Annotated in this window: 11 protein-coding genes; 2 read left to right on the top strand and 9 right to left on the bottom strand. The window is 35.2% G+C overall.

The genetic code is table 11. The features are described 5' to 3' along the window. Positions 1-203: 203 nt before the first annotated feature. Together FD26_RS03510 and FD26_RS03505 are read right to left on the bottom strand one after the other, a co-directional pair. Entirely contained in the window at positions 204-1,748 is a 1,545-nt protein-coding gene (locus FD26_RS03510; RefSeq protein WP_057867057.1) for an ABC-F family ATP-binding cassette domain-containing protein, read from the bottom strand. 61 nt (positions 1,749-1,809) lie between these two features. Further along, positions 1,810-2,967 carry an LCP family glycopolymer transferase gene (locus FD26_RS03505; RefSeq protein ID WP_057867056.1) on the bottom strand — a complete coding sequence of 386 codons (1,158 nt, stop codon included), beginning with the start codon at positions 2,965-2,967 and terminating at the stop codon, positions 1,810-1,812. 276 nt (positions 2,968-3,243) lie between these two features. Between FD26_RS03505 and FD26_RS03500 the strand changes: the two genes are divergently transcribed. After that, the gene (locus FD26_RS03500; RefSeq protein ID WP_057867055.1) at positions 3,244-4,692 is read left to right on the top strand and encodes an amino acid permease; all 1,449 of its coding nucleotides are present in this window, start codon (positions 3,244-3,246) and stop codon (positions 4,690-4,692) included. A gap of 548 nt (positions 4,693-5,240) precedes the next feature. Here the strand turns inward: FD26_RS03500 and FD26_RS03495 are convergent. From FD26_RS03495 to FD26_RS11260, 3 genes are all read right to left on the bottom strand, one after another. Beyond that, entirely contained in the window at positions 5,241-7,958 is a 2,718-nt protein-coding gene (locus tag FD26_RS03495) for a transglycosylase domain-containing protein (RefSeq protein ID WP_057867054.1), read from the bottom strand. Positions 7,959-7,967: 9 nt separating this feature from the next. Next, positions 7,968-8,660, bottom strand: coding sequence for a hypothetical protein (locus FD26_RS11265; RefSeq protein WP_235526712.1), 693 nt, complete (start codon positions 8,658-8,660; stop codon positions 7,968-7,970). 138 nt (positions 8,661-8,798) lie between these two features. After that, positions 8,799-9,266 (bottom strand): hypothetical protein, encoded by a 468-nt coding sequence (locus FD26_RS11260; RefSeq protein ID WP_235525279.1) that lies wholly within the window; start codon positions 9,264-9,266, stop codon positions 8,799-8,801. A 74-nt stretch (positions 9,267-9,340) separates the two neighbouring features. Between FD26_RS11260 and FD26_RS03485 the strand changes: the two genes are divergently transcribed. Next, the gene (locus FD26_RS03485) at positions 9,341-10,270 is read left to right on the top strand and encodes a hypothetical protein (RefSeq protein ID WP_057867053.1); all 930 of its coding nucleotides are present in this window, start codon (positions 9,341-9,343) and stop codon (positions 10,268-10,270) included. A gap of 106 nt (positions 10,271-10,376) precedes the next feature. Here FD26_RS03485 and FD26_RS03480 read toward each other — a convergent pair whose 3' ends face one another. From FD26_RS03480 to dnaB, 4 genes are all read right to left on the bottom strand, one after another. Next, positions 10,377-10,808 (bottom strand): Rrf2 family transcriptional regulator, encoded by a 432-nt coding sequence (locus FD26_RS03480; protein WP_057867052.1) that lies wholly within the window; start codon positions 10,806-10,808, stop codon positions 10,377-10,379. Between the two features lie 35 nt (positions 10,809-10,843). Further along, positions 10,844-11,707, bottom strand: coding sequence for an SDR family oxidoreductase (locus FD26_RS03475; protein WP_057867051.1), 864 nt, complete (start codon positions 11,705-11,707; stop codon positions 10,844-10,846). A gap of 139 nt (positions 11,708-11,846) precedes the next feature. Further along, positions 11,847-13,133: an adenylosuccinate synthase gene (locus FD26_RS03470; RefSeq protein WP_057867050.1), complete on the bottom strand. Its 1,287-nt coding sequence runs from the start codon at positions 13,131-13,133 to the stop codon at positions 11,847-11,849. A 22-nt stretch (positions 13,134-13,155) separates the two neighbouring features. Beyond that, on the bottom strand, positions 13,156-14,535 hold the full coding sequence (dnaB, locus tag FD26_RS03465; RefSeq protein ID WP_057867049.1) for a replicative DNA helicase: 1,380 nt from the start codon (positions 14,533-14,535) through the stop codon (positions 13,156-13,158). Position 14,536: the final 1 nt, after the last annotated feature.

Below are 14,536 nucleotides of genomic sequence, written 5' to 3'. Positions count from 1 at the left end.
TTAGGTGTTGTCTCACGAGACAACTTAATAATCATAACAAGTTCAAAACGTTTTGTCAAGAACTTATTTTAATTAATTAATTCAACATATTAGCAATATCATTGCTAATCCGTTGATGCTGTTGATCTCTCGTGACAACAGGTAATATCTTACCGTTTATGGTAAACCAATGCAAGTACTTTTTCATATTTTTTTGAAAATAATCAATTTTCTTTGATCTTTTCAATATCTAGGACCTTATCAATCCAGTCACTACTATAAAAATCTTCCTCATGGGTAACTAGAATCATTGATCCATCATAGTTTTTTAGCCCTTTACGCAATGCAGCTTTACTCTCATCGTCTAAATGATTAGTAGGCTCATCCATAAATAGGAAGTTTGTATTATCAAACATCAAATCAGCAATTTTAACTTTAGTTTGCTCCCCACCGGACAGAGATCTTAGAGAGGACATGATCTGTTGATTAGTTAATCCTGTTCTAGCTAAAACACGTCTGACTTCCTTGCCATCTTTATCAGGGTGCTCATCACTGATGTATTGGAAAGGACTCTCGAGGTTATTCTTCCAAATCAGATCCTGCTTAAAGTAACCAATCTTAACTGTCTCTGAGAAGTCAAAATTACCCTCAATAGGTTTAATTATGCCTAGGAGCGTCTTGATCAAGGTAGATTTACCAATACCATTGAACCCTTTAATGACCATCTTTTCTCCACTAACTATAGAGAAATTCAAAGCCTTATCAAATAGAGCTTTGCCTTCATATCCTACTTTTAGGTCGTTAACTTCTAATAGCATTCGTGAACTTGGTACTTCTACATATGGAAAGCCAAAGCTTGCAGCAGTCTTATTCCCTGGAGGTGTTAGAACATCCATGTGAGCTAATTGCTTTTCTCTACTCTTAGCACTCTTAGAACGAGAACCGGCCTTAAACTTTCTAATATAGGCCTTAGTTTTAGAAATTTGTTCCTGTTGTTTAACATAAGCCTTCATATAAGTCTCTTTATTAGCAGCCTTTTGTTTTAATGCTTGCTTCAAAGAACCTGTATACTTAGTGATTTTACCAAACTCAAAATCAGCCACACAGTTAATAATACGGTCCAAAAAATTATAATCATGGGAAATTACAATAAAGGCACCCCTAAAATCATTTAGGTAATCAGCTAGCCAATCGATGTGATTAGTATCTAGGTAATTAGTAGGCTCATCTAAGAGGATCATATCTGGTTGCTCTAGTAAAATTTTAGCCAAAATAATCTTTGAACGTTGACCTCCACTAAGTTTGGAAACGTCATGGTCATATCCAATTGCATCTAGTCCCAAACCAGTGGCAACTTGTTGAATCTTAGTATCTAATTCATAAAAATCGTTGGCATCCAAGATTTCTTGAAGCTTTCCAGCCTTTTCAAGATCCTCATCTGTCGGATTATTCATGTAAATCTCGTTTAACTTATCGCTTGTTTCATATAATTTTGAAAAAGCTGTTTTTAAATACTCATAAATCGACATCCCTGGTGCTAATTTAGCTTGTTGATCCAAGTAACCAATTGTTAAATGTTTCTTCCAAGTAATTTTTCCTTCGTCAGGTTCAATTTGACCAGTCAAAATTTTAATGAAGGTCGACTTACCAACACCATTTTGACCAATTATTCCTAAATGATCTTCTTTATTAACCTGTAGATCCGCTGAATCATACAATTTCTTATCTAAAAATTGTTGTGTCAGATCATGTACTTCTAAAACACTCATATTTATCTCCCTTTATACATAAGAAAAGACTGAAACTATTGTCTCAGTCTTTATCAAATTCTTATTCAGACGTTTGGTCTCTTGTAAAGATTGTATAGTTTTGGTTTTGGTCTTCACTCTTAAATGAGAAACCTCTGTCTTCATTCAATGTATTTAATCTTGTTTCTTCATTATCTAACTCTTCTTCTGATAATCCTAATTGCTTTCTAAGCTTATTAGATGCTCGTTGCAACTCTTTAGTTGGAATAACTTCATACGATGAGCCATCTATCATTGAACCGTAGCCTTGAACATGGTCAGAACCAATATCTTTAGAAGCACCACGATAATTAAGGAACATCGATTGCATATCGTTAAAACTTAAGTTGGTTGTCATCGAACTAGAAATACTATCTAGCACCTTTTGATAGTGCGTAAATGTTTTGGCACTGGCAGCACTCTTAATAATAGCAGTTATGATTTGACGCTGTCTCAATTGACGTCCATAGTCGCCTTGCGGATCTTCATAACGCATTCTTGAGTAATCAAGCGCTTGTTTCCCGTTTAAATGCATCTTACCCTTGGTAAAGTGTGATTCTTTTTCACCGGTATCACCGTAAGAAAAGCTAAATGGTACCTTAACATCAACTCCACCAACTGCGTTAACAATTTGTTTCAAAGAATTAAAGTCAACCTTAACATAATATTGAATTGGTATGTTTAAAAATTTCTCGGTAGTTGCCACTGCGGCCTCTTCGTTACCGATATTATAAGCTGAATTAATTTTTTGGATTTTCTTTGTATTCTTAGTACTACTCTTCCAAATTTGAGCCATGGAATCTCTTGGTACAGACATCATAGTAGTTTTGTTGGTTTTAGGATTGACCGTTACGACAATCATTGTATCTGAATTACCATGATAATCTGTTTCAGTATCTCTGACACCATTATCAGTTGTATCAACACCTAATAATAATATTGAAACTGGCTTCTTGTCACTGATTCTTGTTGAGACCGTTTTGCCATCTAAAGCTTTATAAGTCTTGCCTAAAGAATTCTGGGCTTGAGCATATAATCTAAAACCATAAGCTCCCATAACAAAAATCATCACCAAAAATACTAATCCGATGATCTTTAAAAATGGACGCTTAATCTTTCCATTATTTTCAGAAGCTAAGGCATTGTTTCGAGTTCTTTGCCTATGCTCTCTGGACATATTGTTTCTATTATTATTATCCATAAATAAACTCCGATTAATTTGCTATCTACAATAAACAGTTTCTCAATAAACTATTATAGTAGATAGATTGCAATTATACAGCTTAATTACCAGGATTAAAAATTTTCTTTTTTAATAGCCGTATTTCTAAATTATAAATTTCTGACATAATCTGTCAATTTTATTGAAAAAAATTTACTAAAATATAATGTCAAACATATAAAAAAAACTATCTCATTATTTAGAAGTTTTAATTGTATATTTCCTGTATAATCACCTTCGTAGGAGGATTTAAAAATGTCAGATGTAAATAATAATGCTAAGACGTTTAGATGGTGGAACATTGCTCTTCTAGGCTTTGCCACTGTTTGGGGTCTTAATAATGTTATCAACAACTTTGCCAACCAAGGTCTTGCTGTTGTAACATCATGGATTTTAATCATGATCTTATACTTTGTTCCATACACTTTAATGGTGGGACAATTAGGATCAGCCTTTCAAGAAGCAGGTGGGGGAGTTAGTTCTTGGGTCAAAGCTCTTTCCAATAATAAGCTAGCTTACTTTGCTGCTTGGACTTATTGGGTTGTTCATGTTCCTTATCTTGCTCAAAAGCCACAAATCATCATGGTTAGTTTAAGCTGGTTGTTCAAGGGGAATGGTTCTTTCATTAAAACAGCTTCGCCTCTTGTCGTTCAGGGTGCCAGCTTACTTATTTTCTTAGCCTTCGTTTGGCTAGCCAGCAAAGGTACAACTACTTTGAATAATTTGGGTAGTATTGCTGGTATCGCAATGTTTACTATGTCGATGCTTTTCATTATTTTAGGTGTCAGTGCTCCATTTATCACTCATGTTCAAATCGCTACACCAAATATGGGCGATATTCATACATACATTCCTAAATTTGACTTCCAATACTTTACTACGATTTCAATGTTAGTTTTCGCTGTTGGTGGTTCGGAAAAAATCTCGCCATATGTTAATAAGACAAAGAATGCATCTAAGGAATTTCCACTAGGCATGATCATTTTGGCTGTTATGGTTGCTGTTTCAGCAATTCTAGGTTCATTTGCCATTGGTATGATTGTTAATTCAAATCATATTCCAGCCGATTTGATGGCTAATGGTGCTTACCAAGCATTCCAATTCTTAGGCAATAGTTTCCATGTTGGGAACCTATTCGTTTGGGCGTTTGCAATTACTAATACAATAGCTTCTGCCGCTGCATTAGCTATTTCTATCGATGCACCTTTACGTATGCTTTTAGGCGATGCAGATAAAAAATACATCCCTAAAGCTTTGTTGAAGAAAAACAAACGTGGTATTGCTATCAATGGTTACAAAATGACTGCTGTTCTTGTTTCTATTTTAATTATCGTTCCAGCACTTGGTATCAATGGAATGAATGATCTTTATAATTGGTTATTGAATCTTAATTCCATCGTTATGCCAATGCGTTACCTCTGGGTATTCCTAGCATATATGATGCTAACTAAACAACTCGATAAATATAAATCCGATTATATGTTTGTTAAAAACAGATATGTCGGCATTGGTTTCGGTCTTTGGGCTTTTCTATTAACTGCCTTTGCATGTATCTTAGGTATGGTACCAAAGATGAATATGGCTCAAGATCCATCATCATGGTGGTTCCAATTAGCGCTTAATATCATTACCCCATTAGCATTAATTGCTTTAGGATTGATTTTACCAGCTATTGCCAAACGTACTAATACAGACGAAATTTAGATTATTTATTCTCTGCACGATAAGTAATTCAAAAAATACAGATGTTTGGTTAAAACATTGCCGTCTTCCACTACGCTAGGAATGGTCTGGAACGTGGTGGCCGGACTTGAAGCCTCTTGGCGATTCCTTCAGTCTTCAAGCTCCAGCTTTTTCTAAATGTGTTCCACATTAAGAAAAATTTCACCACTGAGACCATCCTAGCTCCGTTGCAGACTAAATAATTATTGAATGATTTGATTTTTAAATTTTCAATAAGGGTAATTCATTTACATCAACTTCAAAATATAAAAAAAGCTCAAATGACTTAATATAAATAGTCATTTGAGCTTTTTTTAATATTAATAAAATTCCACCGTTAATCTAGTCCGGAGCAAAAATCACAATTGGCTCAGCTGTAAAATTGTACTTAGTGGGTTTCCCACTTAGTACAAGACCGAGCTTGAAGACCGCAGGGCTCCAAGTCGTGTCTACAGCGTTCCAGCCAAATTGTGATTTTTGTGGAAGACGGCATCCTTATATTTTAACCAAACACCCGTATTTTTATTAAATTAATCATCATCAGAAGACGATGTTGAACTAGTATTCGAAGAGCTGGAACTTGATGAACTGGAACTAGAAGAGCTACTTGAATTACCATTAGCATCAATTTTTACATCTGGCACAGTCCCACCATAGCTTCTAATCTCATTCATAATATCGACTAATTTTTGCTTTTGATCCTCTTTATCGGAATCATTATTCTTATAAGCGCTCTTTACTTTCTGCAATTGCGAATTATATTGTGGCATTAACTTATCAACCATTGCTTGTCGTTTTTGAGCTCTCTGGGATTCAATAGATTCCCTTTCAGACTCATATTGCGCCACCTTCTTATTATCTTTGGCGGCTTGGAACATGGCCTGACTCATATTAAGATCTTTTTGCATTTCTAATATTTGTTTATTAAATTTAACTTTGGCACTTTGACGTTTAACATTAGCATTCAAATAACGAATCTTCTGAAGCTCACTTAATTTCTTATTATATTGAGACTCTTTAGTAATCTGAGACTCATTATATTTATCTATCGCCTTTTGTACTTTATCTTCTCGCTTAAACTCTTCTTTCTTAGTTAAATGATAGATAATTCGGTAATCGAGATTATAAAGACGCTGAGTATTTTTATTTTCTTGAGCTGTATTATATTTGGAAAAATTAGTATCAATAACATCTTGAATACTTGGCTTTTCACTACTTGTATTAACAGATAAATTACTACCATTGACTGTTACTGTACTTGGTTTCTTAAAATCTTTATTCTTTTCCTTCATTTGATCAACCAGATACTCACCTTCAGCTTTGAATGTTTGCATTGGCAATGACTGCTCCGTATCTGTCAAACTAGAGGGCTGATCGTTACCAGTCCAGTTAGCTATTGTAAAGTTAGGCGTCATTCCTACAAAATAAGCATCCTTGGTATTATCAGTCGTACCGGTTTTACCAGCTGTATATTTGTAATTATCTAAAGCTGCCGTTTTACCCAGGCCATCTGTAATAACTGATTGCATAGTATTGATCATCATATAACTGGCATTCTTCGTATAAACTGATTTTTTCATATGTGTATTTTGATAAATATACCGGCTGTTACTACTATCATAAATACTTGTTAAATTACTTGGATGAACGAATTGACCGCCGCGAGAGAATGAACTGTAGGCTGAAGCCATCTCAGTCGTAGTTGTTCCGTAAGTGAATGATCCAATAGCCAATCTTGGATCAGCTTTTTGAGCAGGATCCAAATTAGCAAATTCCATTTTAACAAGATCATCATAATAACTTGCTTTTGTATCAGAAGTAGCTAGTTTATAAGCTACCGTATTAATAGAATTCTCTAGAGCGTGTCTAACTGTAGTACTACCTGTATATCCGCTGTACCAGTTGTGAATAACCGGATTTCCGACTGCTGAGTCAATTACCGTACTCTGAGGCAAATATCCCCGTTCAAATGCTGGTGCATAAGCAATAATAGGCTTAGCAGTTGAACCAGGTTGACGATATCCATTTATCGCTCGATTATTTTGATCGTTTTCAGTTGTTCGCCCACCAACTATCGCTATAACGTCGCCGGTTTTATTGTCTATAACTGTACTAGCTACTTGAGGCTCTAAATTACCCTTGGCATCTCGACCTGTATAAGATTTATAAGTTTCATTGACGAGACTTTCGATTTTTTTTTGAATATCCATATCAATAGTGGTTTGAATCTTATAGCCACCATCCATCAGTTCACCTTTAACTCGTGCATATTCTTGATTATAGCTAGCATCATATGCATTCTTGTCTGCTTTATCTTTGAAGTCATATCGCATCGTAAAGCCAGATGACTTCATCAACTCTTCAGTTGCATTATAAACGGCATAATTCAAAGCATAATTATTAGAAACGTCATTATCATACTTACGTTGATTGACTTTTAATCCTAGTGGACGTTTCCGAGCTGTCTGATAGGTCTTTTTAGAAATCAAGCCACGTTGATAAAAGATATATAAAATCATGTTGCGGCGTTTTACAGTCCGCTCCGGGTATTGAACAGGATCATAATAAACTGGGTTACTAGGTATTCCAACTAGCACAGCTAATTTATCAATTGATAAATTGCTTTGTTTCTGTGAAAAGTAGTAATCAGATGCTGCACTAAACCCATATGATCCGTGGCCCATATAGACATCATTAATATAAAACTCTAAAATTTGTTGCTTAGTAAATTTTTTCTCCAACTGTTGGGCAATAACCATTTCTTTGAGTTTTCGATTTAAGTTCTGAGATTGATCTTGTAAAACAACATTTTTAACCAATTGTTGCGTCAAGGTCGATCCACCTTCAGTTCGACGATGTAACACTGTCGAAACGGTCGAACGCAGGATACCATAAGGATCGACACCGTGATGAATATAAAAACGTTGATCTTCAACGGCAACTAGTCCCTTACGAATATCAGGGTTTATCTTGCTAATAGGTGTGTAATTAGAGCTGGACTGAGCCAATTTCTTAATAACTTTACCGTTACGATCATATATAACGGTCGAATTTTTGGGATGAAAGTCAGATTTCTTTAAAACTTGACTGTAAGAATATCCATCAGCAATTGTATTTTTTATCTCATAGCCATACTTCCACCAAAAAGCACTAATACTTAATAGAATTAGTAGTACTAGAGTTAACAGTACCCACGGCCATTTTCTTCGTTTTTTAATTAATCTGTGTTCCATTTTTTTCTTACGCATAATTAGCCCCTAATTAACATAGAATGTTATTCCAGAAGAGATTTGTGACATCAAATTAGACAAGTCTGATGAACTAATTTGCATACCATTGTTATAACTTGATCCTCCAGCATAGATAAAGCCAATAGTTGACGAACTATCACTGAAATAAATTGAACTGGTTAAAGCAGAATTGTTTTTAAACCAGAAAACTGGTGTTGCTGAATTAAAGTCAGACGTACTATTTTCCGGAGAAGTAACGTTCAACGAACTCAAAGTACTATCAGTTGCATTTGAAACGTATTGTCCAAAATTACTGTTGCTGCTATCAGTAATAATTGCATCCGAACTACCAGCATCAACTAATTTCTTAATTGTATATTTCCCTGAACTAACTTGTGAACTGATGACATTAATTGAACCATTCTCAGCAACATATTTGCCACTAACTCTAGTCATCAAGGCCAAAGTATTCTTGCTTGAATTATAATAAAGCACGTTCTTGCTTGTAATTCCGGCTTGGCTCAAAGCATCTGATGCCCCGCTAGAAGAGTTGAGACTTGAAACAATATCTACGTTGGCGGGAGTATACTTTTCAGTTAAAGGTGAGTTTTTCAAGGCTTCCAACTCAGCTTTAACTGCTGCTACTCGTGAACTTTCGCCTTGATGATTGGAGAAGTAATCATCCATTTTCGTAACAGCTTCGGTCCAACGCTTTTTCACCGTCTTATTTTTTATTAATTTATAATATGTATTTACCATTGAAATCTTTTTGAAACTAAGACTACTATTGTCGGCAAGATATTTATTCCATGTCTTACTTAAATACTTATCAGCGTCTTGCGTTTGTTCATACCAAATTTAAATTGTATCTAACTGATTGCGTTGTTTTTGATAAATATCCTGGTTCTTTTCCTTTAAGAGGGTTTTATCTAAATCATTGATCTTATCGCTGTTAACATCATCACGATAATTATTTTTACCATCATAAAGATCAGCTACCTCTTTAGTACGATTTTTACGAGCTTGAACATAATCTTCCAGTTGCTGATATTTTTTTACATTGCTAGCAGTAACAATATGTCCATCGCTAACCTTGATTAGCTTGCCAATAAAATTCAAAGAATTATAATCCAAATTAGTTTTTAAAACTTCCAATTCCTTATCCTGATACTGACTAGAGATTTTGGAAGTTACGACCGCATTGACGATTCCTAGCGAAAACATAATAAAAAAGATGATGGCTGTAATAACACCAACAACGCCGGCACCTAATAGTAAATAATGTTCTGATTTAGTCTTACTCTTTAAATCTTTCTTATCTTTCATTATTTTCCCCAAAATTCTAGTTCATCTTGTATATTATATATAGTAAATTATCATGTAAATAAAGGGTGGAAATTTTGAAAAAATTAAACAAAAAATATATTAAATGGATAATAATTTTTGTCCTCTTAATAATGATTGTCACTTCATATGCCCTCAATCTGGGGAAAATAAAGGATAGAACCATCAATGGTATCGCTCAAATGACCATTCCTTTTTCCTTAATTGTTAATCCCAAGAATATCGATGAAGATATTGCTCCTAAAGCCATCAGTTTAAATAATGGCGATATGACCAAGGCCAAGCAACAAGCTATCAATCTTGTCAGCACAATCAATGATGATTATGATAATACCAAAGAATTATCATTTTTATCCAATCAACAGGAAAAAGATTTATTAAAAAAGGTTAACAAACAGTCACATCGCTATATTTTCAAAATGACACTCCTAAATTTCGGCAAGGATCTTCACGGTAAATACATTACTGTCAGTTGCAACCGTTATGATGATACCAAAACAATTGTCAGCTATCGGTATCGCTTATACCACAAAGGCGATTCAATAATTTCGGCTAAATATCTAAATTCTAAATCTAACAAATATCCACCACAATATGTTCTTGATAATATTGCTTTAGGTAAATCTGGAACAGATCAAGCTCAAGCTTTTCTCCAACGTTTAAAAACAGCCATTATTAATTCTAATCTAACAGCCACTAACGCTAATGAACCAGGTAATTTCAATCAAATTTCTATCAATCTAGGGTTGAATCCCGATAAAAGCAATTCGGGACTTTTCTTCCTAGCCAGAAATTCAAACTCTCGTGTCAGCAATTCTAGTATTGTTGGCTATCAAATTTCAGATGTACCCCGCTACACAAGGATATATTTAAAACAGTTAAGCAAGGAAGATAGTTTCTATTATACGTTAACTTTCAGTCGCAACAGTGGTCGTTTCATTAATTTTCAAAAGGGGATTATTTCTACAGACGATCAAAATAAATAATTTTCAGAAAATTCAGTACACAAATAGCCCTAATGACTAAAAAAAGTCATTAGGGCTATTTGTTTGATTACTATTAACTACTTACATTAAATTTTCAGAAATCTTTTTATTTCTTTTGTCCTTCTCTTACCAAAATGTCATCAATGATTGACTGTAAGGTAACTTGTGACATGCTTTTTTCAGCATCAGTTTGAATCTTTTGGTAGATATCAGTCAAAGTTTCTTGGATATTTCCACCAACAATACATTGTAGATTAGTTTTTTCATCTACATGAAGCAAATTAGGATTGTCCTCTAAAGCTCGATAAATATCCAATAAACTAATTTGATCAGCAGGTCGACCTAATTTAGGAGCTACTACTCCAGGCTGACTGCTTAATAAACCGGCTTTTTTCAAACGTGACATCATTCGTCGAATCAAACTGGGATTTGATTCAATACTATTGGCAATAGCCGCACTTGATAAATCGCCATCACTATATATCTCGACATAGGCAAGAATATGTACGCCATCACTTAATTTATTTGAATACTTCATTGATTGTACCTCCCAGTAATATCATAGAATCTACCTTACTTGGTTAGAGACTTAGGTGCAACTACTTTTTCAATAGCTTCAGAAATTGGTACTAATTCATGTCCCAAAACATCAGTTAAATCCGTAGTTTTTTCGTCCAATTGACCATTGCTAATACTATCTTGAATAGCAATGACAACACCAATAGTACCATCATCCATGCCGCTATCTTTCAATACTTTGGTATATTCATCATCACTGAGAGACTTAACTTCAAAATCTCCAGAAATTGCATCAGCTAAATCTCTATAAGTCCGACTTGCTCCTGAAAATTCATAAATATCCTTAGCATTTTCATTTACCAAAACCTTTACTGCGGCTTCTGAATACTCAGCTTCCAAAGCCCAGCCAACACGGCCATCGCCTGCTGAATACACAAAAGCATCGCCATTATCGGCGGCCTTTAAACTAGCAGCTTCATTTTCTAAATACCAATTGTTTCTTAAGAACGAATACTTTAGACCAGAATCTTTAATAGCTTGTTCAGTTGCTTTATGATCGGCAGCTAAAAGAGCTGTTGAATTATTGGCATGTGGGAAACTAGTATAAGCAATATAGCTCACTCCCGCTTCCTTAGCAGCTTTAACAACATTTTGATGCTGTGTCAATCTAGGAACACTTCCACCTGGCTGTGACGATACAAATAGAAGACGGTCAATACCTTTTAGAGAATTTTCAAGTTCTGCTTCATTGTCATAGTCTCCAGAACGTACCTCAACACCTTCAGGAACCATTGTTTTAGCCTTTTCGATATTACGTGCTAACGCCACAATATCATTAGTTGAAACTAATTTTACTAATTCTTTGATGGCATTCCCACCAAAAGTTCCTGTTACACCTGTAATTGCATATTTTGTCATAATTTTAGCCCCTTTTAATGTTACTTTATTATTAACTTGTGTTTCTTATTATAACAGGAGCTTTTTAACAAGCAACTATTTACTCTCAAATAAAAAAAATCAGTACAACAACCACTAAAAATGGTTATCGTACTGATATTTAGTCTTTCCAGATATCATCAACTTCAATTGTTTGTTCTCTATCTGGTCCTACAGATACTGTAGCGTACTCTACGCCTAATTGATCTTTGACAAAGTTCAAAAAGTCGGTAGCTTGCTTAGGAAGATCTGCTAGGCTCTTAGATTGAGTAATATCTTCATCCCAACCTGCAAATGATTTATAAACTGGCTTGCATTTGGCTAAAACATTCAAGTTAGCTGGATATTCATCAATGACTTTACCGTTCAATTCATAGCCAGTACATACCTTAATTTCTTTTAGACCTGTCAAAACATCTAGACAGTTCAATGACAAGTGAGTTACTCCAGCAACATTACATGAATGTTGTAAAACAACAAGATCTAACCAACCAATACGGCGAGGACGATGTGTAACTGTACCATATTCATGGCCTGCTTCACGTAAGAAATCGCCGGTTTCATTCAATTGCTCAGTTGGAAATGGACCTGCACCAACGCGTGATGTATACGCCTTAACAACACCAATTACATTGTCGATCAATGGTGCACCAACACCAGCACCAGTAGTAACACCACCAGCAGGGTTTGATGAAGTTACATAAGGATAAGTACCATGATCAATATCAAGCATGATTCCTTGTGCGCCTTCAAATAAAACATTTTTACCATTCTTCAATTCTTTATTCAAATAGGCAGATGTATCAATGACACGGTCTTTTAAATCTTGACCAATTTGATAATACTTTTCAAAAATATCATCAAAATTCATTGGGTCAGCACCGTAAATCTTAGTAAATAATTCATTCTTCTGTTTAAGATTCTCGGTTAAAAGCTCCTTAAACAATTCTTTATCAAGAATATCAGCCATTCTAATACCGACACGAGAAGCTTTGTCAGTATAAGCAGGTCCAATTCCTCGATTAGTAGTTCCTACCTTAGAATCACCTTTGGCAGCTTCTTGGAGTTTATCTAATTCAATATGGTAAGGGAGAATCAACTGTGCTCGGTTGGAAATTTTCAAACTAGAAGTATCAACGCCTTGATCATGCAAACGTCCTAATTCTTCTTGAAGAGATTCCAAGTTTAAAACAACGCCATTACCAATCACACTAGTTTTATCTGAATACAAAATACCTGAGGGTACAGATCTCAATTTATAAACATGATCATCGATATTGAGAGTATGTCCAGCATTATCTCCACCTTGGTAACGTGCAATAATGTTAGCTTCACCACTGAAATAATCGGTAATCTTGCCTTTACCTTCATCGCCCCATTGAGTACCTACTACAACAACTGTTGTCATATTTCTTCTACACCTACACTATTTAATTTTCTGGAATTGTTGCGATCGATGAAAACTTATTATAAGATTTCACGAACAATAACTTAGCCGTTCCACGAGGACCTGAACGGTTCTTACTGATAATTACTTCAACTTCACCTACATCTTGATCCTCAGGATCTTCTTGCTCATTATTGTCACCATCGCCATCTTCATCACGATAATAATCATCACGATAAAGGAAAGCAACGATATCGGCATCCTGTTCAATTGAACCAGATTCACGGATATCTGACAACATTGGTCGTTTGTCCTGACGAGCTTCAACACCACGGGAAAGCTGTGATAGCGCAATTATTGGTACATGAAGTTCTTTTGCTAATTTTTTCAAATTACGTGAGATAACAGAAACTTCCTGTTGTCTATTTTCCTGACCAGTACCTTCAATCAATTGAAGATAATCGATAATTACTAGATCTAACTGGCCACTTTCTTTCAAAAGACGCCGACACTTAGAACGAATTTCAGCCATTTTGATACCAGGAGTATCGTCAATATATACATTGGTGCGTGATAGGCTTCCCATAGCTACAACCAAACTATTCCATTGATTCTCGTCCAATTTTCCGGTTCTCAGAGCATTAGCATCAATACTACCTTCAGAACATAGCATACGGTTAACTAATGACTCAGCACCCATTTCTAGCGAGAATATGGCAACTGTAGCATTCGACTTGGTAGCAGCATTTTGAGCCAAATTTAAAGCAAAAGCTGTTTTACCAACACCCGGACGAGCGGCTAATATAATTAATTCATCTTTGTGCAAACCAGTCGTCATATCATCAAGATCTTTGTATCCAGTTGAAAGTCCAGTAACATCGCTATCTTGATCATAAAGTTTATCAATCTCTTCAAAAGAAGATTTAACAACATCAGAGATTCTTCGAAATCCTTTATGATTCCGATTTTCAGAGACATCCATGATCTCTTTTTCAGATAAATCAATAATGCTGTCGACATCGTCATCTTCTTCAAAACTCCGTTGAACAATTCCGGTGGCGGCATTGATCAGACGTCTCAAAGTTGATTTATTTTTGACAATTTTGGCATAGTAAACTGTATTAGCAGCAGTTGGAACGGCACTAGCTAACTCTGCTAAATAGCTCACGCCACCGATATCTTCTATTTGATTCAGACGATCCAGTTCATTTTGAACGGTAACAACATCAACTGGTTCCTCTTCATCATTTAAATTCATCATAGCCTGGAATACTAGTTGGTTAGCATGTTGATAAAAATCATCTGCCTCCACATATTCCATTGCTTCAATCAAAGCATCTTGACTTAGAAAAACCGCTCCTAATACGGCTTGCTCAGCATCCTTATCATTGGGCGGTATTCTTGAAGTTATATCATTATTCATT

Source organism: Companilactobacillus crustorum JCM 15951, from assembly GCF_001434585.1.
Taxonomy (GTDB): Bacteria; Bacillota; Bacilli; order Lactobacillales; family Lactobacillaceae; genus Companilactobacillus; species Companilactobacillus crustorum.
This window is presented reverse-complemented; position numbering and strand designations above follow the sequence as displayed.

What these genes read in the sequence shown, in the direction of transcription:
- FD26_RS03510 (WP_057867057.1), bottom strand. Translation starts at nt 1,748, where the DNA reads ATGAGTGTTTTAGAAGTACATGATCTGACACAACAATTTTTAGATAAG.
- FD26_RS03505 (WP_057867056.1), bottom strand. Translation starts at nt 2,967, where the DNA reads ATGGATAATAATAATAGAAACAATATGTCCAGAGAGCATAGGCAAAGA.
- FD26_RS03500 (WP_057867055.1), top strand. Translation starts at nt 3,244, where the DNA reads ATGTCAGATGTAAATAATAATGCTAAGACGTTTAGATGGTGGAACATT.
- FD26_RS03495 (WP_057867054.1), bottom strand. Translation starts at nt 7,958, where the DNA reads ATGCGTAAGAAAAAAATGGAACACAGATTAATTAAAAAACGAAGAAAA.
- FD26_RS11260 (WP_235525279.1), bottom strand. Translation starts at nt 9,266, where the DNA reads ATGAAAGATAAGAAAGATTTAAAGAGTAAGACTAAATCAGAACATTAT.
- FD26_RS03480 (WP_057867052.1), bottom strand. Translation starts at nt 10,808, where the DNA reads ATGAAGTATTCAAATAAATTAAGTGATGGCGTACATATTCTTGCCTAT.
- FD26_RS03475 (WP_057867051.1), bottom strand. Translation starts at nt 11,707, where the DNA reads ATGACAAAATATGCAATTACAGGTGTAACAGGAACTTTTGGTGGGAAT.
- FD26_RS03470 (WP_057867050.1), bottom strand. Translation starts at nt 13,133, where the DNA reads ATGACAACAGTTGTTGTAGTAGGTACTCAATGGGGCGATGAAGGTAAA.
- dnaB (WP_057867049.1), bottom strand. Translation starts at nt 14,535, where the DNA reads ATGAATAATGATATAACTTCAAGAATACCGCCCAATGATAAGGATGCT.